Source organism: Pedobacter sp. BAL39, assembly GCF_000170795.1.
Classification (GTDB): Bacteria; Bacteroidota; Bacteroidia; order Sphingobacteriales; family Sphingobacteriaceae; genus Pedobacter.
In genome coordinates this window covers 51,716-72,439 of the sequence record NZ_ABCM01000013.1, presented here as the reverse complement: position 1 = coordinate 72,439, position 20,724 = coordinate 51,716, and the positions used below count along the sequence as shown (strand labels likewise).

The following is a 20,724-nucleotide window of genomic DNA, read 5'->3' as shown; positions in this document are numbered from 1 at the left end:
CTTTAGCGCGACTTCCATTGGAAGTACCTAAACGAATCAACAAATAAACACCTAAAGAATAGCATTTTATGAAAATGACCTTTGCATTGCTGCTCTGCATGAGCTTTTACCTGAATGGTTTCTCTCAATGTAAGCAGATCAGTACCGAGCAGCTGGTATCCGATGTCCAGGCGGCACTTCATAAATCCGTTAAATCTTCTGTGAAGATCGTTGCCTGCGATACCCGCGCCCAGAAGAGCAATGCTGAAGCTTTTGAGGGAATGGTGATCAATCCTGAAGGGTATATCCTTGCAAAAGCACATGCGGTTAATCCAGGGCAGCAATACCTCATTTATTTTTCCAACGGCATGGTATGCACAGCTAAAGGCCTTGGATCTATTGTTTCTCCGGAACATGCCCTGTTGAAAATTACCGGAAATGTAGGCGAAGGGCTGGAACCCGGAAAGGTCGTTGGATAAAAAACCTGCAATAGCCGGATAACACATATACCAGGAATTTGTAAAAACTCTCTCAGATTCGCATTGTTTAATTTATATCTATCTTAAATTAAACAAAGGAATATGAAAGATCAAAACAACAATCCCCACACAAAATATCCCGTTCCTCCGTTTCCCAAGCAGGATCAGGAAGTGCCTGGCACTGAGGGGCAGATGAAACCTATCGCCGACCACGGTGAAACATCTTATAAAGGATCAGGAAAGCTGGAAGGGAAAAAAGCAGTGATCACTGGTGGTGATTCGGGAATCGGAAGGGCCGTAGCCATCGCCTTTGCCCGGGAAGGGGCAGACGTCTTGATTTCTTATTTAGCAGACATTGAGGATCATGATGCGGAGGAAACTGCAAGGTACGTCCGGCAATCGGGTAGGAAGGCTGTGCTCGTTAAAGGGGACATCCGTGAGGAAGTACATTGCAAGGAAATTATTGCTAAAGCCGTTTCCGAGCTTGGAGGTATTGACATTCTTGTGAACAATGCAGCTTACCAGATGGCAAGGAGGGAGATTAGTGAGATCCCTACCGAAGAGTGGTTGCGCAGCTTTGATACCAACATACACCCCATGTTTTACTTGTCGAAAGCCGCTGAGCCCCATCTGAAGCCTGGAAGCAGCATCATCAACACCACTTCTGTGAATGCATATTCGCCAACACCGCTGCTGCTGCCCTATGCAGCTACAAAAGGAGCAATACAGAATTTTACCGCCAATCTAAGTCAGATTTTACTCGAAGCAGGCAAGGGCATCCGGGTAAATGCTGTTGCACCCGGACCGATCTGGACACCACTGATACCTTCTACGATGCCTGAGCCTGAGAACTTTGGTAAAGACACCCCAATGGGAAGACCGGGACAGCCTATAGAAGTTGCCGTTGCTTATGTATTTTTGGCATCCGATGAGGCGAGTTATATTTCCGGGGCCACATTGCCGGTGACGGGCGGAAGAATTACGATATAAAAGCATGAGTGGTAAAAGAAAGCAGGAGTTTAATGGTTTTGTTAAGGTAAGAGGAGCACGGACGCATAACCTCAAGGAGGTGGATCTGGAAATCCCCAGAGATGCGTTGGTAGTGTTTACAGGCGTTTCGGGTTCCGGGAAATCATCGCTTGCTTTTGGGACACTTTATGCTGAAGCGCAGCGTCGTTACCTGGAGTCGGTGTCGCCTTATGCACGTCGACTGTTCAATCAGATGGCCATTCCCGAAGTGGATGAAATTGAAGGTCTTCCACCAGCAGTTGCCTTACAGCAGCAGCGTGGTGCGGTAAGTACACGCTCATCCGTGGGTAGTGTCACGACGCTGGCCAATCTGTTGCGCATGTTATATTCCCGTGCCGGCGATTACCCTGAAGGACAGCAGATCATTTACGCTGAAGGATTCTCTGCAAATACACCTGAGGGAGCCTGCCCGGAATGTCACGGACTTGGCCGTGTATATGAGGTCACGGAGGCGTCGATGGTTCCCGAAGATTCGCTGACCATCCGGGAACGCGCCATTGCCGCATGGCCTTCCGCATGGGGAGGACAAAATCAACGTGACATCCTGACCAGTATGGGGTATGACGTAGACATCCCCTGGCGCGACCTGCCCAAGGAAACGCGTGAGTGGATTCTATTTACCGATGAGCAGCCTGTGCTTCCCGTTTATCCGGGCTTGAACCTCAGGGAAACACAACAGGCAATTGCCAGGAAACAACAGCCGGATTATATGGGCACATTCTCTGGTGTCAGGAGGCATGTCATGCACACCTTTGCGAATACCCAGAGCGCGCTCATGAAAAAGCGGGTTGCGCAATACATGCTGAGCAGTGACTGCCCGCTGTGTCGGGGGAAGAGGCTCCAGCAAAAATCGCTGGCGGTGAAATTTGCCGGACTTGATATTGCAGAGATGAGCAGGCTGTCCCTCGCGGAGCTGGAAAGTGTTTTTGCGCCTTATTCAGGTGTCGCAAGCAAAAAAGGGGAAGAGCATCCGGAAAAAATTATGGTCACGCAACGTATTGCGGAGGATCTGCTCGCGAGGTTGCAGGTGATGCTGGACCTTGGTTTAGGGTACCTGACGCTGGAAAGAACTACCCCTACTTTGTCGCCTGGCGAACTTCAGCGTCTGCGACTGGCCACGCAGGTCAGGTCCAATCTGTTCGGCGTGGTGTATGTATTGGATGAACCCTCTGCAGGATTACATCCTGCGGATACAGAGGCTTTACTAAGGGCTCTCGGCCGGTTGAAGGCTTCCGGAAACTCTCTGTTTGTGGTGGAACATGAGGTAGATGTCATCAGGAAAGCCGATTGGATTGTTGACGTTGGACCAGCGGCAGGAGAAGCTGGGGGTAATATCCTATATAGCGGTCCGCCTGAGGGGCTGCGTCAGGTAGCGCAATCTTTAACCCGACAATATATTTATGATGACCGTCCCGGGATTTACAGTACACCGCGCATTCCTAAAGGCTGGCTGAAACTTACAGGTGTAAGCCGAAATAATCTGCAGAACCTTGAGGTCTCCTTTCCGATTGGTGTATTTACCAGCGTTTCGGGGATTTCCGGATCAGGAAAAAGCAGTCTCGTGAGTCAGGTATTGGTAGAATTGGTTGCTGCCCAGCTGGGTTTATCGCTGGATAAAGGTGCTGAGGCAGAAGAAGATTTACTGGAACAGGAGGTTGTGGTTACATCGGGAGGGCATATTGTCACTGGCATGGAGCTTATCAAAAGGCTGGTGGTGGTAGATCAGAAGCCTATCGGTCGTACGCCGCGTTCGAACCTGGCTACGTATACCGGGCTGTTTGATCATGTCCGCAAGCTTTTCGCGCAAAGTCCATTGGCAAGATCGCGAAAGTATGATGCAGGGAGGTTTTCCTTCAACGTGGTTAAAGGCCGTTGCGCTAATTGCGAGGGCGAAGGATTTGTCATGGTAGAATTGTTGTTCCTACCCAGCGTATACGCACCCTGCCCCAGCTGTCAGGGATCCCGGTACAATCCACAGACATTGGAAGTACGCTATCAGGGAAAAAATATTGCGGAAGTCCTGGCCATGACTGTGGATGAAGCATGGGAGTTTTTTGCAGAGGCCGCTCAGATTCATCATGCATTAAATGTGATCAGGCAGGTAGGATTAGGATACCTACGCCTTGGGCAGTCTGCAACAGAGCTCTCCGGTGGGGAAGCACAGCGAATAAAACTTGCAACGGAGCTGCAGCGCACGCAGCATGGGAATACCCTGTATATCCTCGACGAGCCGACAACAGGGCTACATCCTTCTGATGTAGAAAAGTTGATGGTACAGCTGGAGGGCCTGGTTGAAGCAGGAAATACAGTGGTGGTGGTGGAGCATGACATGGAAGTGCTTGCGCAGAGCGACTGGATCATCGATGTTGGCCCTTTAGCTGGGATGAATGGAGGAAAGATTGTCGCCGCAGGTACTCCTGAAATGTTGCTGAAAGCTAAAGAAAGCCTGACTGCTCCCTTTTTAGCAAAACATTTACATCGGTCAATTTAGTGTATATCTGCTATTGATCACCAGCAGCTATTGAAACCATTTGGTGCATTGCTATTATTTGATCTTCAGAACTCTTTATTTGATCTTTAGAACTCTTCGAACGTATCTCTGGTAGGTACCTCTGTAAAGATCATTTGAACGGTGGAATAATCAGCATTGATTTCAAAATTAATCCTGTGGTTGGAAAAATGTTGTTTTTCATCTGCCGAGCAGCTGAAGTATGAATTGACGAGGTAAACTACGACAAACTCCCCCCGGTTGGTGTCGGTATCGAATTTGCAGTCCGTCACTTCAATTTCAGAAATCTCCGGAGAGATGCCCTCTGCATAATGATATTGAATTAACATCCGGGCGAGCTTCCGCACATTAGGCTCGGATGTCCCCTCTTCCTGATGGTTCAGCAGCGCATCCAGAAACCTGTTTAAAAGGAAGGGTTGCGCCATGAGTTGCCGCTGCTGATCGTCAGGAACTTTTAATTCTAGTACTGCCATAACTCAATTTGCTATTTATTTCCAAGCTTTTCAGTTATTTTTTGTCGTTTCTCTGTTTTACAGGGGAAATTAAAAAAGCGGTATCCCTAAGCCAATACATAAGACTTACGGATACCGCAGTATTTTGATCATTATTATTCTGCAGCGGCTTGTTCATTGACAAAGCTTTCCGCCACCCCGGTCAGCGCCACATCGGTTGCTTTCTCATTGTCGAGGGTAAACTGCAGGAGTTCTGCAACATCGGTATGGCCCATGTTTTTAGCGAATACTACCAGTGTGCCGTAAGTGGCAATCTCATAGTGTTCTACTTTCTGTGCTGCCAGGATCAGTCCGGCATCGCGAATCAGTGTGCCGGCTTCCGTATCCTCAATGATGCTGTCTGCCTCTTTCAGCAGACCTTCCATTGCATCACATTTCTTGGCCTGTGCCTTTTCGTCCAGAAGTGTGAAGACCTGCTCCAATGTAGCAATGTGGGTATTTGTTTCTTCCGTGTGTTTTTCAAAAGCCTCTGCAAGTTCAGGGCTTGTCGCCGCTTTTTGCATTTTAGGCAGTGCTTTGACCAGATGTTTTTCTGCCCAGTAGATGTCTTTCAGTTCATCAACGAAAAATTCATGAAACTCTGAATTTTCCATTTTGCCGGTTTTGCTTTCTGTCTTTTTTGTGCTGGTTGCTTTTTTTGTTGCAGGCGCTTTTGCTGCAGCAGTTTTTGTAGTTGCCATAGTTGTTGTTTTTAATAGGTGTTTGTAATTCAAGTTTTTAGCGTCTGATGCGCTGTGTAACCTACAACCGCTGGGTATTGTAATTGTTTATGATTTATTTTAAATAGTTTGACAATTGTAAACCGAAGAATTTTTGGTTACTGGCGCGTTCAGGAATCCATAGATTTTAATCAGGATTCAATCATTTTGAGTACACTTTTTTGAGTGTTTGTTAACGTGGAAAGTCCAGCGATTAATGTGTTTTCTATGAACAAATTTTGAGAATGGGTGGTCTGTATGAGAGCTATGCAAATATCATTATGAAAATGCTAACGGGCGAGAGTGAGGGTGGAAAACTGGCCTTGAACAGGTTATGTTGAACAGTTATTTTGTTGATTTGTTTTATGATTTTAATGAACATTGTAAATAATGAAAACATTATCTATCTTTCGCAGGAAAACACTAATTGTAAAATTCATACAGGATAGAAATTTAGCATATCAATTCACCATGTCACTTAATTCATATAAATTGCTACAGAACAAAAAGAAAAACATCCTTGAAAAATGGATGAACAATCAACTGTCCGACGAAGGCTTGCGCGAGGACTTGATCTCTAATGAGGAGTTGAGGTATCAGTCTGAAGAACTGATCGACGCGTTAGTCAGCAATTTATCGGGTGAATCATTTAGTGACCTGATGTCTGAAGAATGGAATTCTGTGATTGAAATTCTGAGTGGTATCTCGATTACCCGGGCGCGTCAGGGCTTCAGTCCGCGTGAAACTGGTAATTTCGTGTTTACACTTAAGGAGGCATTGTTGAATGTCCTTCAGGAAGAGATTGGCGAGGATTCTAAGCTTCTTTTTGAGGAGTCAATGAAGATCACCAGGCTCATGGATAACCTGAGTGTCATTACTTTTGAAACCTTCATTAAAGGGAGAGAGGAAGTGATTCTCAGACAGACGGATGAGATTACTGAAATCTCAACCCCTGTTATCCGTGTATGGGATGGCATCCTTGCACTGCCGATTATTGGAACGCTCGACAGCGCACGTACACAGGTGGTGATGGAAAACCTGCTTCAGGAAATTGTTGATACGGGTTCGAGCATTGCCATTCTGGACATTTCTGGTGTACCGGCGGTAGACTCACTTGTGGCACAGCACCTGATCAAGACGGTAAGTGCAACGCGTCTGATGGGCGCTGAGTGTATCATCAGTGGAATCAGACCTGAGATTGCGCAAACTGTAGTACACCTGGGGATTGATTTGTCTAATATCATCACTAAGGCTTCCCTGGCAAGTGCATTGGCTTATGCATTTAAAACGATGAGACTCGAAGTAAGAAAAATAAATTCCGTACAAAAATAAGCTCATATTATGGATAGAATTCCTATTCTTAGGATGGGTTCCTTCTTATTGGTAACCATCCAGGTAGACCTTTACGACCGATTGGCGCTGACATTGGAAGCTGATTTGGTTCAGATGGTGAATAAAACCAATGCCAAGGGTGTCCTTATAGACATTTCTGCGGTATCTATTGTAGATTCTTTCATGGGGCGCATTATCGGCAACATCGCCAGTATGTCAAAAATACTTGATGCAGAGACGGTGGTCGTGGGTATGCAGCCTGCGGTAGCCATTACACTCATTGAACTTGGATTGCCTTTAAAAGGGGTGCATACGGCACTGGATGTAGAGAAAGGGATGAACTTACTCAAATCCATGATCGATGAAGTCGTGGAGGAAGACCTGGACGAAGATGATTCTGTCTCTGAGTAAGGATCCCGTAAAGATTGTCAGAGAGCAGGACGTTATTCTTTTCAGAAACCGCGTGAAGGAAATGGCGGTGAAGATTAAAATGGGCCTCGTGAATCAAACGCGTCTGATTACGGCAGCAAGTGAACTGGTCAGGAATATGTTGCGTTACGCAGATGGGGGGAACTGCCTGATTGAGGTGGTAAGCCGTGGCCGTGACAATGGCATCAGGCTGACCTTTACTGATCAGGGCCCTGGTATTGCCGACATTGATCTGGCGATGAAAGATGGCTATTCTACTGGCAAGAGCCTCGGACTTGGATTGCCAGGTACGAAGAGGCTCGTAAACGAATTTAATATTAAAAGTAAGGTTGGAGAGGGCACAGTGGTGACTATTATAAAGTGGGCAAATGGTTGATGCGACACATATCAGCTTTGCGGCCAGCGACCGCAGTTATTTCTCTTTGTTAAAAAAAGAGATCCATCGCAGAGCGGAGGATGCAGGAATGGGTATTGACAAGCTCAACGCACTGGATCTGGTTATCGCCGAGATGACCTCGAATCTTTTTAAGTATGGCGATGGTGGTGAGATCCTGATGGGGTTGATAGAAAACAATGGGAATCCCTATATCGAGGTGATCAGTATAGATCATGGGCCTGGCATGCTAAATCCGGAAAAAATGCTGCTCGACGGTGTTTCTACAACGAACACGCTAGGCCATGGTCTGGGCAGCATTCAGCGGTTATCTGATACCTTCGACCTGTATTCGCAGCCAGAATGGGGAACAATTGTATTGAGTAGAATTTATCATAAGGCAAAAGGAAATGAGAAAAAGATCGTAGAGGTGCATCCGTTGGTTGTGGCAAAACCGGGAGAGAAAACCAGCGGTGATGGCTTTTTATGTATACAAACTGATAAATACCTGAAGATGATGCTTGCGGATGGCCTTGGCCACGGTCCTGAAGCCAATCATGCCGTAAATGAGGCCGCCGCCGCCTTTCGTTCTTGCCGTGATTACAGTCCCGTAGAAACAATGAGGTATATTCATCCGGCAATAAAGAAAACCAGAGGTGCAGTCATCAATATTACGTGCTTCGACTACCGCACAAAGATCTGGACCTCTGCCGGAATTGGAAACATTGCCGCGAGGATCATGGGGCCGGTGGTACTAAAAAATCACATGTCTTATAATGGCATTGTGGGCCACAACATACCTGGAAGCATGAACGATCAGCAATATGCCGGTACAGAATACAATAGGGTTATTCTTTCTTCTGATGGCATCAAGACCAGATGGGAGCTTAACAAATATCCCAGAATTCATAAGCATGACCAAACCATACTTGCTGCTGCAATTTATAAGGACCAGGCCCGAAAAACGGACGATATGTCGATCATCATTGCCAAAATTAAATAGTATGATAAACGTAATCTCCATCTCGCTGGAAAATGAAATGGACTTAATCCTGGCTCACAAAAGGTCTATGCGCCTGGCTGAACAATTAGGGTTGACCATCGCTACACAGACGACTTTTGCAACTGCAGTTTCTGAGATTGCGAGGTCCGTGATCGAACATACGGATAGTGGTGTGCTGGAGGTAGGCCTGCAGCAACAGAACCAACGGTACAGTCTGATGGCATTGATCAGCTATGAGAAGGATATTGAACTTTCCAACAATGATGAAGGCTTTTATTATGCACAAAAGCTTGTTCCTGAATTTAATATTATCAAAGGCGAGAAAAGCAATCAGGTGGAAATGAAAATAGGCATTCCCCGGTCATTGAGAGTTGATAAAGCAAAGGTTGCAGCACTGCAGCTCTTTTTTATGAACGATGCGCCTATCAATGCATATGAATCCCTGAAAAAGAGAAATTCAAATCTCAATAAAATTGCCGGGGAACAGGAAGAAGAAATCCGTAGGTCCCGTTTTATTGATGAAAAGAAAAATGAGTTTATCGCGGTGGCCAGCCACGAGCTAAAGACACCGATTACAGTCATTAAAGCCTACATTCAGATGGTGAAAGCATCTAAAGATGAATGTAGTGACCGCTTGAAAGGATATGTTGAAAAAATCGACTACCAGATAAATAAACTTACTATGCTGGTACAACAGCTGCTGGATGTTTCCAAGATAGAAAATGGTCATCTGGTCTATGCGATGGACAACACCAGATTAAATGACTACATCACGGAGATGGTAGCGGTAATGAAAAACATCATTCCCAACCACCAGATTTCGATTTCTCTTTCTACCGATGTGGAGGTATGGATTGACAAACTGAGAATGGAACAGGTATTTTCGAACTTACTGGGCAATGCAGCTAAATACTCTCCGGAACACACCTCTATTTCTATCGATTGCCGGATTCTGGAGGATCAGAGAGTCAGGATTGCGGTTACCGATCAGGGAATTGGGATGTCAAAGGAAGATATGGCCTCTGTTTTTAATAAGTTTTACCGCAATAAGGAGGTGACCACCACTCACGCAGGACTGGGAATGGGTTTATACATTGCTTCTAAAATCATCAATGACCACGATGGAAAGATCTGGGTGGAAAGTGAGGAAGGGGTGGGTTCTACTTTTGCTTTTACACTTCCTTATCAGGGAATGGTCAGTCTGCCATTATCCACTGATCTTTAGAAATCACAAACCTTTTTTTCGCTGAGGCGTTCTATAAACAAACAAATATTATGGAAACAAATCAGGAAATCATCTCCGATCTTCAGGGATTGGTAAATATCGTCAATGATGGTAAAGAAGGGTATGAATATGCTGCTCAGACTACTGAAAGTACCGAGTTAAGGGCCATATTTGAGAAATATGCAGCCCAGCGTGCTGCTTATGCAACAGAATTGAAGGATCATATTGCGGTTCATGGCGGTCATTCAGACAACGAAGAAGGAGGAATTCTGGGGACCCTGCACCGCGCCTGGATTGACATCAAGCAGGGGCTGAGCAGTAAGGAATATGCGGCTGTACTTGGAGCAATCGAAACCGGTGAAAAGGCAGCGATAGAAAAGTTTGATGCCTGTCTGGAAGACTATGCGGACCATGCCGATCATATTGAGCTGCTGCAAAGACAGAGAACGGGGATTCTTGAGGCCCTGAAAGAAATAGAGACTTATCATCAGCGTTTAGAGAAATAATCCTGCGGTTATGACTGATTTATCACAAGTAACCATCCACGCGGCACGCCTTGGCGAAGTGGAGGTGTTGAAGGAGCTGATCGCTCAACATGCTGACCTCAATAGTAAGGATGAAAAAGGATATACACCATTGATTATCGCCTGTTATAACGGTCGATATGAAGCAGCGAAATTACTACTGGAAAATGGATCAGCGATTGATGCATCGGATTTGGGCGGAAACACGGCGCTTATGGGGGCGGCTTTTAAAGGCAATATTGAAATTGTACAGTTGTTGATTGACCATGGTGCCAATCTGGACGCTCAGCATGGCAATGGAGGGACAGCCCTGATGTTCGCGGCGATGTTTGGCAGAAATGATGTGATCGTGCAGCTGCTTGCAGCAGGGGCTGATGTCTCAGTACTGGATGTCCGGGGATTGTCGGTCTTTGATCTTGCTGCACAGCAGGGAAATACCACTGCTATCGCCTTGCTGGAAAGTCATGAAGGCCGGAAGGCCGGTTAAGGAGCATGCAAATCTTTTAATGAGCCCTATAAAAAAACGGTCTGCACTGCTGCAGACCGTTTTTTTATAGGGCTGTTGTTGTTGTTGTTTCAGGTATTAAGCCGGGACCAAACGTGCCGGCTCCCGTTCCCAAAAACGGTGTTGTGCTATGGCCTCAATGAACTCTTTTCCCAATTTAGCGGGATCTGTTCCTACGATGATGCCGTCCTTCGTTTGACCGGCGGCGTTTTTATCTTTCGGTAGTTTATCATGAAAATAGGTAACCTTGAGAACCGGCAATGCGGATTCATCCGCAGCAATGGCCTTACAATGTTTAAATGCTTCATTCAGGAAATGAATGGCATTGGCTTCTGCTGCGACTGCCGCTACACTATCTGTGCCTCCTGGTACATATACTGCATCAAACAGCACCGATGCTGCCGTAAGGAAACTTTGGTCAACATTGATTTTGTCACCATCTGTACCGCTGATGAAACCCAGTCGCGGTGCAATAATTTCCACCACGGCGCCAGCTCCTTCCAATGCAGACTTCAGGTGCGTCACTGAGGATGAATTGACACCATCAGCCGCCAGGACAGCAATTTTTCTGCTTTTAATACTATCCTTCACCGTATTGGCCATGCTCAGGGCCTCAGATTTTTTCAGTTTGCTTTCCACTATAAGCGGTTGGTAGTCTGCAGGATCACCATCCGCAGGGATGCTTTTATTCATTGGCTGTTCCGGTTTTTTCGGAACAGAAAGTCCCAGTCCGTAGGCTACCTGTTTCGCCAGTTGCTCCTCAATCTGGCTCAGTATACCCAACATCCGTTCGCGGATGGCGACGGTCTTTACCTTCCCCAGCTCGAACGTTAATGCATCAATGAGGTGATTTTTTTCCGGGGCAGACTGACTATTGAGAAACAGACGTGCTTGACTAAAGTGATCGAAGAAGCTTTTGCTCCTTGCCCTTACCTTTTTAGCATCTATCCGCTCCTGATAGGAGCTGAAGCCACCATCTGCAACTTTCACCTGCGCCGGATCGTTATCGCCCAGGGTATTGGGACTATAGCTTGTTTTCCCCCTGTTGATGGTCTGGCGCATATGTCCGTCCCTCTGGTTGTTATGTACAGGAATGATGGGTCTGTTGATGGGGATTTCGTGAAAGTTAGGCCCGCCGAGTCTGATCAGTTGTGTATCCGTATAAGAGAACAGACGGCCCTGCATTAATGGATCATTGCTGAAGTCTATCCCCGGCACGATGTGACCAACATGGAAAGCAACCTGTTCTGTTTCTGCAAAGAAGTTATCCGGGTTACGGTTGAGTGTCATCTTCCCAATTCGTTGCACCGGAACGAGTTCCTCGGGAATGAGTTTGGTAGGATCCAGCAGGTCGAAATCGAATTTAAACTCATCGGCTTCGGGGATAATCTGTAGTCCCAGCTCCCACTCCGGAAATGCTCCGGCTTCAATGGCATCCCATAAATCACGGCGGTGAAAATCCGGATCTTTACCGGAGATATTCTGTGCCTCATCCCATGCCACGGAATGTACACCGAGTAAGGGCTTCCAGTGAAATTTGACAAAAAAAGATTCATTCGTCTCATTGATCAGGCGGAATGTATGCACACCGAAGCCTTCCATCATCCGGTAGCTTCTCGGCAGGGCACGGTCGCTCATTGCCCACATGATCATATGTGCTGATTCCGGCATGAGGGAAATGAAGTCCCAGAAGGTATCATGAGCAGATGCTGCCTGCGGGATCTCATTGTCCGGTTCAGGCTTTACCGCGTGGATCAGGTCGGGGAACTTGATGGCATCCTGGATAAAAAATACAGGCATATTGTTGCCGACAAGGTCAAAATTACCTTCTTCCGTATAAAATTTTACCGCAAAACCTCTTACATCCCTTGCAAGGTCTGTAGATCCTCTTGAGCCAGCTACAGTAGAAAACCGGACAAATACCGGTGTTTCTACTGTGGTATCGTTCAGGAATGCAGCTTTAGTGAATGCCGATTGGGATTCATATAATTTGAAAATACCGTGCGCGCCGGATCCTCTAGCATGAACAATACGCTCAGGAATACGCTCATGGTCGAAATGAGTAATCTTTTCGCGCAGAATGAAGTCTTCCAGCAGCGTTGCGCCCCGTTCGCCCGCTTTCAGCGAGTTCTGGTCGTCATTAATTTTTACTCCATGATTGGTGGTCATTGGAGCACCAGTTGCCGTAGCTGTGTGGGGCTCCAGTTTTTCGGTTTTGATGTTCTCAGGCTGCGGTGTTAGTTTTTTGTCGATGACAGCTTCCGTGCCTTCTTTTGGTGGTGTTTGTTTCTTTGCCATTTGATGTAGGTGTGTTTATTTTTAGGCCATGTATGATATAGAGGTGGAGCAGTAGCTTTCAGATGTCTTTTAAACATTCAGGTTTTGTCTTTGTTTCACTTTTCTCATCTTAACATAAACAGTGTAAACGAGGCTCATGAGCTATGTTCAGACACCAGGAATGTTGATTTTGCCGGATTTTTGGGAAATCTAAAACCAATTGGGATTTGAATCGGTTTTAATATACCATCATTGATGGATGAGGATAGGCGATAAGGATAGGAGATCATTACATTATGAACAATTCAGAGTTAAAAATTCGTGTTCCGGAGCAGACAAAAAATTTGTCTGATGACAGGCTGTTTGTGGACTTTCTGGATTTTGTGCTTCAGAATAAGCAGCATGTAAAACTTCTGCAAAATATGCTGCGCCCATATCAGAAGCAAGGTGTCACCGCGGCATCAGACCTGGAGATCCTTGATTTTAGCTATCATCCATATAGTGCTACCGGGACGTTGCTTTTCAGACATGGAGGCCGAAGGGGCTCGCGTGGCAGTGAAAAAGATAATTGCATTTCTATTGATTTCGAAATCGATAACAAACTTGGTGTATTTAGGATGATCTTTCCAAAACACACATAGAAAAGCGGGATCTGATTTTATTGTTTGACTGAAAATACCTTAAGGCTGCTAACTTTGTGACCTAATCAGGAATGATCAGTTCAATGATAATAACCTTTTCCTGGGAAATATAAATTCATTGCCCAGAACACAAGTTACATGAAAACGAAGCATGACATTGTTAATGTTGCGGACATTAAATTTTTCGTAAACGATTTCTACGGAAAGATCCAGCAGGATGATCTTCTCGCCCCGGTATTCGGCGCCGTGATTAGCGATTGGTTGCCTCACCTGGAGAAGATGTATGCTTTCTGGAATGCTGTGCTATTTGGAGTTGCGGGATTTAAAGGCAATCCCTTTGCCAGACATGCACCTTTGAAGATTGAGAAAGGGCATTTCGAGCGTTGGTTATTCCTGTTCAGGGAAACGATAGAGGCCAACTTTGAGGGGGAGAAGAGTGTCGAGGCCATCAATAGGTCGGAGATCATGGCTGAATTGTTTCTTAGCAAGTTGCAGTATAAGAATGGTGATGCCAGTAAAGTGATCGTATGAGCTGATGGTCGCACAAAGGTTAGTTTAACATTATTTAACTAGCAAAATGCATTTGCGATTGGTAAATTTATCCTTCGGTTAATCGCATTCAAATGAAAATACTTAGTGTTTGCATTGCTTTCCTGTCGCTGGGTTTTTTTGTGTTTTCGGGTTATGCCCAGCAACCGCCCAACTTTCCTATGGGATATCACAAAAAAAATGATGCTGCTGCAATCCGCAATTACATCAATACACGGTCTTATGATGAGCTGGTTCCATTGTACCAGAAATTCGTTCAGCGTCCCTTCGAAAGTAAGCAGGTGAAACCTGCGGAATTGTATCCACACGCCAGTCAGATCGTAAAACGACTGGAGGAGTTTGGTGTCAACCGACCTCTGGAATATGCGGATATTTCTGCGGAGCAATGGGCGGCTAAGTTTAATTATAGTTTTTACCATGAGGTTTTGGTGACCCATATCCAGCTACTGGATCAGCTGTTTAAAGATGAGGAAGCATTTAAATATACTGTTCGCGCTGAAAAATACCTTGATTTCAATTATGCAGCTGTGAATAGTGTGTATGCGCTGTTGCTGGATAAGTTCGGGCGTCATGAACAAATGAAAGAAGTGCTGTTGGAAAGCATGTACCGCAATCAGAGTACACCGGAAATGATCGGACTTCTCGCCAGGGAGTATCTGAAGGAGAATAAACCGGAAGCTGGCTTCAGCGACTACCTGCACTCCCTGAAGAATAAAAAATCGAATTAGCAGGTGGAACGATGCTGTTACAGTTCCTCTGAAAATTAAAAGAAATGTTAATTTAGCTTTTGTAAGCCGTGCATTCAAAGGAATCCCGGCATAAAGCTTTTTATTAACTGATAAACTATGAATTTTTCCAGCCGTTTCCTGGGCATCATTGCCTTTTCCATGGGTTCGATCACGACGGTCTTTGCTCAAAAGACATCGCCGGTCGACTATGTGAGTACGCTTGTAGGTACCTCTTCCAAGTATGAATTGTCTACGGGTAACACTTACCCGGCCATCGCTCGTCCATGGGGGATGAATTTTTGGTCTCCGCAAACAGGTAAGATGGGTGACGGATGGATGTACACCTATGCTGCGGATAAGATCCGCGGATTTAAGCAGACCCATCAGCCTAGCCCATGGATGAATGATTACGGGCAGTTTTCCATTATGCCGGTTACAGGTAAGTCCGTATTCAACGAGGACAAACGTGCGAGCTGGTTTTCTCATAAAGCGGAGGTTGCAAAACCTCATTATTATAGGGTTTACCTGGCTGATCACGACATTGTGACGGAGGTTACCCCTACAGAGCGCGCGGCGATGTTCCGTTTTACCTTCCCGAAGAGTGACTCTTCTTTTGTCGTTGTAGATGCCTTTGATAAAGGCTCCTACATCAAAATTATTCCCGGCGAAAATAAGATCATCGGCTACAGTACCAGGAATAGTGGCGGCGTACCCGAAAACTTTAAAAACTATTTCGTTGTGGTTTTCGACAAAGCCTTCAGCTATAAGGCTGCTGTAGGGGGGCAAAATATTGATGCCAGTGCATTGGAGAAAAAAGAAGACCATACAGGTGCCATCATCGGGTTTGCGACAAAAAAAGGAGAACAGGTGCATGCCCGTATTGCCTCCTCCTTCATCAGCGCTCAGCAGGCAGAGCTCAACCTGAAAGAACTGGGTAGCGATACTTTCGATCAGCTGGTGGCAAAGGGTGCCGACAGCTGGAATGAAACATTGGGCAGGATTGCTGTGGAGGATGATGACATTGACCACCTGCGTACATTTTACTCTTGCTTGTACCGTTCCGTGTTGTTCCCGCGTAGCTTTTATGAGATTGATGCCGCAGGCAAGCCGGTACATTACAGCCCATACAATGGTGAAGTGCTGCCCGGTTACATGTTTACTGACACCGGATTTTGGGATACCTTCAGGAGCCTGTTTCCATTCCTGAACCTGATGTATCCTTCTATGAGCGTAAAAATGCAGGAAGGATTGGCCAACGCTTATAAAGAAAGTGGGTTTCTGCCGGAATGGGCCAGTCCGGGGCACAGGAACATCATGGTAGGTAACAACTCCGCATCTGTAGTTGCTGACGCCTATTTGAAAGGACTCCGGGGCTATGATGTGGAAACCTTATGGGAAGCACTGAAACATGGAGCCAATAATGTGCACCCGAAAGTGCCTGCTTCAGGTCGTGTAGGTTATGAGCAGTATAACAAACTGGGTTACATCCCTAATGACATCAAGATCACCCAAAATGTAGCCAGAACACTGGAATATGCTTATGACGACTGGACGATTTATCAGTTGGGAAAGGCGCTGAACAAGCCTAAAAAAGAGATTGAGATTTTCGCGAAAAGAGCAATGAACTATAAAAACCTCTACCATCCGGAGTTTAAATTAATGAGTGGCAAATCTGAGGATGGCAAGTTCAGAACTGGATTTAATCCGGTAGACTGGAGCAGGGACTTCACCGAGGGCAATAGCTGGCACTACAGCTGGTCTGTATTTCACGATCCTAAAGGGCTGATTGCGCTGATGGGCGGTAAGCGTGAATTTAATGCCATGCTGGATTCTGTGTTTGCAGTTCCTGGTTCTTCGGGCATGGAAAGCCGCTCGATGATCCATGAGATGCGTGAAATGCAGGTGATGAACATGGGGCAGTATGCACATGGGAATCAGCCGATTCAGCACATGGTTTATATGTACAACTATGGTGGCGAGCCATGGAAGGCACAATATAGAGCAAGGGACATCATGGAAAAACTGTACACAGCAGCTCCGGATGGTTATTGCGGGGATGAAGACAATGGACAGACTTCTGCATGGTATGTGCTTTCGGCTCTTGGATTTTATACCGTATGCCCGGGAACGGATCAGTATGTGCTGGGATCACCTTTGTTCAGATCTGTCAAGTTATCTATGGAAAACGGTAAACAGGTCACCATCAGTTCCAATAACAATAGTCTGTCGAACCGTTATGTGCAGTCGATGCAGTTGAATGGTAAGGACTATACGAAGAACTATCTGACACATGGAGACTTCCAGAAAGGTGCGAATATTAGTTTTGAGATGTCTGCAACACCCAATAAAAACAGAGGTATTCAGGAATCGGATCTGCCGTATTCGTTCTCAGATGAATTAAAAATTAAATAACCGGTTTAATTTTCATTGGCTTTCAGGCCGGGTATTGCCAGCCTGAAAACCAATGAGATTAAATTTATTTCTTTCGGCTCATTGCCTTAATGACCTTATGGTAGAGCTCATGGTTTTGGTAAACACCGCTGAATGCTTTTGCTCCGGGACCATAAGCAAAGACAGGTACCATGATATGGGTATGGTCATCGGTGCTGAAATTTCCCCTCACCATATTCTTTTTATAGTCAGCATCCAGTAAGGACAACCCGCCGGTCTCGTGATCCGCGGTGACGATCACCAGTGTTTCTCCATCGCTGTCCGCAAACTTTAATGCTTCAGCAACCACTTTATCGAAATCATGCAACTCTGATACTACATAAGGGAGGTCGTTTGCATGTCCTCCATAATCAATCTGGGCACCCTCAGCCATCATGAAAAATCCCTGTTTGTTGGGCGACAACAAGGCTACAGTTTTCAGGAATGCTGTTTTTAGCATTTCCCCCCGACCTGAACGTATTGGTCTTGTGACACTGTCGTCCAGCAATACCAGTTGTTTCCCTGATTTGGAGGCTTGAAATTCTTCCAGGCTTTTCACATACTGATATCCTTTTTTCGAGAGCTTTGTCATGAGCTCAGCATCCTTGTTTTCGGTGAAGCTTTTACGGTTGGAGCCTACCAGGATGTCTACATTGCTGCGTTGGAAATCAGCTGCAATTGCATCAGATAAAGACCTGTCGATCTGGTGTGCATAAAATGCGGCAGGTGTGGCATCGGTAATGTCGCCGCTGCTGATCACGGCGCTTTTAATCCCGAATGCGGTGAGCGTATCCGGCATGCTCGCACTGACCTTTCCCTGTCCGTCTACACCAATATACCTGTTGTTGGTTTTTTTACCGATGGCCATTGCGGTTCCGCCAGCTGCGGAATCTGTAAAGTCGGAGTTCAGGGCTTCGGTTTTCGATAAGCCGATGTGCTGCATCTTCAGGATATTGAGCTGGCCTCCGTTAGCGCTGGAGGCAGCCTGAATCTGGGCAAGGCCCATTCCGTCACCAATCAGCAGGATTACATTTTTGACCTTTCCCGGCCCTCCATCATTTTTGTAGGTTGGCTGGTAAGGGGTGTAAGGTTTCGGGTTGACATACTCGACCTTATCTCTTTTGTTGTAATAGGCCTGTAGCTGCTGTGGATGGTCTGTTCCAATCCAATCGGCCCCCATATGTTCCAGCTCCTTCCAGCTGTTCGGATTGTCTTTCGTAGCCCAGAAGCGAAAAGGTTTGTTCATGGAATGGCTTTTCGCGATTACCGCCTTCATCTTTTCCAGATCTGGTGGCCTGGGCGTACCTTTCCCATTCCAGACCGAATAATTACTGATCTCATCGCTGATCATGGCGATTCTACTGAGCTGGTCTGCCGTATACTGATGATAGGGTCTGCCATCAAAAAAGATGTAGTCGGGATAGTTTTTGAAATCTGCCGGAGGAGGAGTGTCCCCGCTGATTACCATACGTATGGCATTTTTGTTCAGCCCGGGATTGAACACTTCCAGATGGGGCCTTAGCGCTGCGATGAGCGCAGGAATTACCGCCTTGTAATCGGCCTTGATGTCGATGACCAGTTGCATTTTTTTGCTGGTATCCGCATAGATATGCCCGTTATGACTTTGGAAAGCTTTTACCGCGGGTTCCAGGTACATGGTCGTCAGTGTCTTTTCGAGATCAGTATCTTCTTCATTGTGCGCCACCAGCAATTTGCCACTTTTCAGGTAGATGTCTGCTTCTACAGAACCCATGCCGGCATGATAAGCCGTAAAAAAAGGAAAATTCTGGTTATAGTCGTTATGACTATGACCAGAATTTGCTGTGCGCCCAGCCTGTTGGGCATTTGCCGACAGGCTGAGTGCGAAGCATGCAAATAATATATATTTCATTCAGATTGATTTTACCATCCAGGTGTTTGCTTGTAGGTATTGTTGCTCTTGGCAATTTCATCCGGACTAATTGGCCATGCCATATGTCTGTTTGGATCGAAATTTCTTGCGGGCCATACCTGCTGAATGGTGTATGGTGAAGCAGGATTTGTCGTTGTGGCATGGATACGGCCATGCAGCGGTGCATTGATCTTTGCGTAGTCGCCCCATCTTTTCAGGTCGGCAAACCTGTCTGTCCATTCACAGGCAAGCTCCACACGACGCTCGTGTTTCAGGTCGGTCATTGTTGGCGAGGGAATTCCTGTAAGGCCAACACGGGCACGTACTTCGTTAAGAGGAGTAGCCGCATCGCCATTTCTGTTTAGTTTAATCAAAGCCTCAGCTTTGAAAAGCAGGATTTCTGCATAACGCATCAATGGCAGGTTCAGGGTGGTGGTCGGATAATCGCCGTTCGGGTTTACTGAACCTGTTCCTTTTTCAAAGGGCTCCATATACTTGTTGATCTGGAATCCTGAAAGGCTGTTGGTGGAAAAGTAGGTACGCTCATTGCCGAAGAAAGTAAACTTATCTCCAAATTTGAGGATGGTCACCTCTCTTCTTGGGTCATTTGCTTCGTACTCTTCATAGAGCTCTTCCGTTGGCTGGAAGTAACCCCAACCATTGTATATGCCCCAGCCTTTGTTTTCCAGGATTACACCGGGGAACTCTGAACCACCCTGAATACCAGAAGTAACAGACCAGATGTATTCGGAGCTCCAATTGTTTTCTGTCGTAAATACAGAGCGGTAGTTCAGCTGACTGGTGGCTTTTCCTGTAATCAGCTTCCGGCCACCTTCATTTGCGATTTTGTCGCACAACGCAGGAATCAAGGCCCATTTGGATTCGTCATACTGGGCCCAGTAGGCATAGGCTTTTACCATATAACCCCATGCAGCGGCTTTGTGTGCGCGCCCACGGTCGGCAGTCCCATAACTTTCGAAAAGGGGCAGCATGTCGGCAGCTTTCTCCAGGTCGATGATCACCTGCGCATAGTTGTCAGTTACCGAAGGCAGCTGAGGAGGCATACGGGTTTCAAACTCTGGATTCTCCGGCTTGTCGAAAGGTACGCCCTGATTTTTATGGCCCCAGATGTACGCCAGCCAGAAATGTGCAAAGCCCCTCATGAAATAGGCCTCGCCCATCACGCGCTTGCGTACGTCTTCAGAGACATTTGTGGCGGTAGGTGCATTTTCAATCACCTGATTGGCCTTGTTAATGATAAAGTAGAGGTCATTCCAGCCACCTGTCAGGTATCCCTCGCGTCCCGTAGGGATGAAATTTTTGATATTTTCACCGTCAGCCTTAACACGGCCGACAATAAGGTCATCGCTTGCATTCTGTACCCAGAATAGGTCCCTTCCCCAGGTCGCTTCATTTTTCATCGGCTGATAGATGGCCGCCGCCGCTTTATTCAGGTCCTCATCGCTTTGCCAGAAGTAGGCGGTAGTAGGACTGCCATTTGGTTTGGTATCTACCCAACTCTTCTGACAGCCGCTGATCGTCAGCAGGAGAGGAAGTAATGCCAGTATATGATTGATTTTTAATTTCATGATATTTTTCTTATTCGTTTGT

At 46.2% G+C, this 20,724-nt stretch carries 19 protein-coding genes; 14 read left to right on the top strand and 5 right to left on the bottom strand.

Features of this window, described 5'->3' with window-relative positions; genetic code table 11:
• Nucleotides 1–68 precede the first annotated feature (68 nt).
• From PBAL39_RS16535 to uvrA, 3 genes are all read left to right on the top strand, one after another.
• A complete protein-coding gene (locus PBAL39_RS16535; RefSeq protein ID WP_008243554.1) occupies nt 69–458 on the top strand; it encodes a hypothetical protein in 390 nt (129 codons plus the stop codon).
• 102 nt (nt 459–560) lie between these two features.
• On the top strand, nt 561–1,448 hold the full coding sequence (locus PBAL39_RS16530; protein ID WP_008243552.1) for an SDR family oxidoreductase: 888 nt from the start codon (nt 561–563) through the stop codon (nt 1,446–1,448).
• Between the two features lie 4 nt (nt 1,449–1,452).
• The gene (uvrA, locus tag PBAL39_RS16525; protein WP_008243550.1) at nt 1,453–3,978 is read left to right on the top strand and encodes an excinuclease ABC subunit UvrA; all 2,526 of its coding nucleotides are present in this window, start codon (nt 1,453–1,455) and stop codon (nt 3,976–3,978) included.
• Between the two features lie 86 nt (nt 3,979–4,064).
• On the opposite strand, the gene PBAL39_RS16520 is transcribed toward uvrA, so the two are convergent.
• Entirely contained in the window at nt 4,065–4,469 is a 405-nt protein-coding gene (locus PBAL39_RS16520; protein WP_008243548.1) for a hypothetical protein, read from the bottom strand.
• A gap of 134 nt (nt 4,470–4,603) precedes the next feature.
• Nucleotides 4,604–5,188 (bottom strand): ferritin-like domain-containing protein, encoded by a 585-nt coding sequence (locus PBAL39_RS16515; protein WP_008243544.1) that lies wholly within the window; start codon nt 5,186–5,188, stop codon nt 4,604–4,606.
• A gap of 489 nt (nt 5,189–5,677) precedes the next feature.
• On the opposite strand from PBAL39_RS16515, the gene PBAL39_RS16510 reads away from it, so the two are divergent.
• Genes PBAL39_RS16510 through PBAL39_RS16480 form a run of 7 tightly spaced genes read left to right on the top strand, consistent with a single transcriptional unit; the run spans nt 5,678 to nt 10,579 of the window.
• Nucleotides 5,678–6,538, top strand: coding sequence for an STAS domain-containing protein (locus tag PBAL39_RS16510; RefSeq protein ID WP_039866903.1), 861 nt, complete (start codon nt 5,678–5,680; stop codon nt 6,536–6,538).
• Between the two features lie 9 nt (nt 6,539–6,547).
• The gene (locus PBAL39_RS16505) at nt 6,548–6,949 is read left to right on the top strand and encodes an STAS domain-containing protein (protein ID WP_039866866.1); all 402 of its coding nucleotides are present in this window, start codon (nt 6,548–6,550) and stop codon (nt 6,947–6,949) included.
• The gene (locus PBAL39_RS16500; protein WP_232282973.1) at nt 6,900–7,343 is read left to right on the top strand and encodes an anti-sigma regulatory factor; all 444 of its coding nucleotides are present in this window, start codon (nt 6,900–6,902) and stop codon (nt 7,341–7,343) included. The genes PBAL39_RS16505 and PBAL39_RS16500 overlap by 50 nt, the downstream gene beginning before the upstream one ends.
• The gene (locus PBAL39_RS16495; protein ID WP_008243528.1) at nt 7,336–8,343 is read left to right on the top strand and encodes a serine/threonine protein kinase; all 1,008 of its coding nucleotides are present in this window, start codon (nt 7,336–7,338) and stop codon (nt 8,341–8,343) included. Before PBAL39_RS16500 ends, PBAL39_RS16495 begins: the two co-directional genes overlap by 8 nt.
• 1 nt (nt 8,344) lies before the next feature.
• Nucleotides 8,345–9,568 carry a sensor histidine kinase gene (locus tag PBAL39_RS16490; RefSeq protein ID WP_008243526.1) on the top strand — a complete coding sequence of 408 codons (1,224 nt, stop codon included), beginning with the start codon at nt 8,345–8,347 and terminating at the stop codon, nt 9,566–9,568.
• Nucleotides 9,569–9,618: 50 nt separating this feature from the next.
• A complete protein-coding gene (locus PBAL39_RS16485; protein ID WP_008243524.1) occupies nt 9,619–10,074 on the top strand; it encodes a PA2169 family four-helix-bundle protein in 456 nt (151 codons plus the stop codon).
• A 10-nt stretch (nt 10,075–10,084) separates the two neighbouring features.
• Nucleotides 10,085–10,579, top strand: a complete 495-nt coding sequence (locus PBAL39_RS16480; RefSeq protein ID WP_008243523.1) for an ankyrin repeat domain-containing protein — start codon at nt 10,085–10,087, stop codon at nt 10,577–10,579.
• Nucleotides 10,580–10,675: 96 nt separating this feature from the next.
• Here PBAL39_RS16480 and PBAL39_RS16475 read toward each other — a convergent pair whose 3' ends face one another.
• Complete coding sequence (locus PBAL39_RS16475) at nt 10,676–12,895, bottom strand: catalase (RefSeq protein ID WP_008243522.1); 2,220 nt, start codon at nt 12,893–12,895, stop codon at nt 10,676–10,678.
• 275 nt (nt 12,896–13,170) lie between these two features.
• Between PBAL39_RS16475 and PBAL39_RS16470 the strand changes: the two genes are divergently transcribed.
• From PBAL39_RS16470 to PBAL39_RS16455, 4 genes are all read left to right on the top strand, one after another.
• Nucleotides 13,171–13,515, top strand: a complete 345-nt coding sequence (locus PBAL39_RS16470; RefSeq protein WP_008243521.1) for a hypothetical protein — start codon at nt 13,171–13,173, stop codon at nt 13,513–13,515.
• 138 nt (nt 13,516–13,653) lie between these two features.
• Entirely contained in the window at nt 13,654–14,046 is a 393-nt protein-coding gene (locus PBAL39_RS16465) for a group III truncated hemoglobin (RefSeq protein ID WP_008243520.1), read from the top strand.
• A gap of 92 nt (nt 14,047–14,138) precedes the next feature.
• Nucleotides 14,139–14,792: a hypothetical protein gene (locus PBAL39_RS16460; protein WP_008243519.1), complete on the top strand. Its 654-nt coding sequence runs from the start codon at nt 14,139–14,141 to the stop codon at nt 14,790–14,792.
• Nucleotides 14,793–14,909: 117 nt separating this feature from the next.
• Nucleotides 14,910–17,204: a GH92 family glycosyl hydrolase gene (locus PBAL39_RS16455; protein ID WP_008243518.1), complete on the top strand. Its 2,295-nt coding sequence runs from the start codon at nt 14,910–14,912 to the stop codon at nt 17,202–17,204.
• A 64-nt stretch (nt 17,205–17,268) separates the two neighbouring features.
• Here the strand turns inward: PBAL39_RS16455 and PBAL39_RS16450 are convergent, their stop codons facing one another.
• A complete protein-coding gene (locus tag PBAL39_RS16450; RefSeq protein WP_008243515.1) occupies nt 17,269–19,113 on the bottom strand; it encodes an alkaline phosphatase in 1,845 nt (614 codons plus the stop codon).
• Nucleotides 19,114–19,124: 11 nt separating this feature from the next.
• Nucleotides 19,125–20,702: a RagB/SusD family nutrient uptake outer membrane protein gene (locus PBAL39_RS16445; protein ID WP_008243512.1), complete on the bottom strand. Its 1,578-nt coding sequence runs from the start codon at nt 20,700–20,702 to the stop codon at nt 19,125–19,127.
• Nucleotides 20,703–20,724 lie beyond the last annotated feature (22 nt).

Coding starts and splice junctions, on each gene's coding strand:
- PBAL39_RS16485 (WP_008243524.1), top strand. CDS start 9,619: ATGGAAACAAATCAGGAAATCATCTCCGATCTTCAGGGATTGGTAAAT.
- PBAL39_RS16505 (WP_039866866.1), top strand. CDS start 6,548: ATGGATAGAATTCCTATTCTTAGGATGGGTTCCTTCTTATTGGTAACC.
- PBAL39_RS16500 (WP_232282973.1), top strand. CDS start 6,900: ATGAAGTCGTGGAGGAAGACCTGGACGAAGATGATTCTGTCTCTGAGT.
- PBAL39_RS16515 (WP_008243544.1), bottom strand. CDS start 5,188: ATGGCAACTACAAAAACTGCTGCAGCAAAAGCGCCTGCAACAAAAAAA.
- PBAL39_RS16490 (WP_008243526.1), top strand. CDS start 8,345: ATGATAAACGTAATCTCCATCTCGCTGGAAAATGAAATGGACTTAATC.
- PBAL39_RS16470 (WP_008243521.1), top strand. CDS start 13,171: ATGAACAATTCAGAGTTAAAAATTCGTGTTCCGGAGCAGACAAAAAAT.
- uvrA (WP_008243550.1), top strand. CDS start 1,453: ATGAGTGGTAAAAGAAAGCAGGAGTTTAATGGTTTTGTTAAGGTAAGA.
- PBAL39_RS16465 (WP_008243520.1), top strand. CDS start 13,654: ATGAAAACGAAGCATGACATTGTTAATGTTGCGGACATTAAATTTTTC.
- PBAL39_RS16480 (WP_008243523.1), top strand. CDS start 10,085: ATGACTGATTTATCACAAGTAACCATCCACGCGGCACGCCTTGGCGAA.
- PBAL39_RS16520 (WP_008243548.1), bottom strand. CDS start 4,469: ATGGCAGTACTAGAATTAAAAGTTCCTGACGATCAGCAGCGGCAACTC.
- PBAL39_RS16530 (WP_008243552.1), top strand. CDS start 561: ATGAAAGATCAAAACAACAATCCCCACACAAAATATCCCGTTCCTCCG.
- PBAL39_RS16495 (WP_008243528.1), top strand. CDS start 7,336: ATGGTTGATGCGACACATATCAGCTTTGCGGCCAGCGACCGCAGTTAT.
- PBAL39_RS16460 (WP_008243519.1), top strand. CDS start 14,139: ATGAAAATACTTAGTGTTTGCATTGCTTTCCTGTCGCTGGGTTTTTTT.
- PBAL39_RS16445 (WP_008243512.1), bottom strand. CDS start 20,702: ATGAAATTAAAAATCAATCATATACTGGCATTACTTCCTCTCCTGCTG.
- PBAL39_RS16535 (WP_008243554.1), top strand. CDS start 69: ATGAAAATGACCTTTGCATTGCTGCTCTGCATGAGCTTTTACCTGAAT.
- PBAL39_RS16510 (WP_039866903.1), top strand. CDS start 5,678: ATGTCACTTAATTCATATAAATTGCTACAGAACAAAAAGAAAAACATC.
- PBAL39_RS16455 (WP_008243518.1), top strand. CDS start 14,910: ATGAATTTTTCCAGCCGTTTCCTGGGCATCATTGCCTTTTCCATGGGT.
- PBAL39_RS16450 (WP_008243515.1), bottom strand. CDS start 19,113: ATGAAATATATATTATTTGCATGCTTCGCACTCAGCCTGTCGGCAAAT.
- PBAL39_RS16475 (WP_008243522.1), bottom strand. CDS start 12,895: ATGGCAAAGAAACAAACACCACCAAAAGAAGGCACGGAAGCTGTCATC.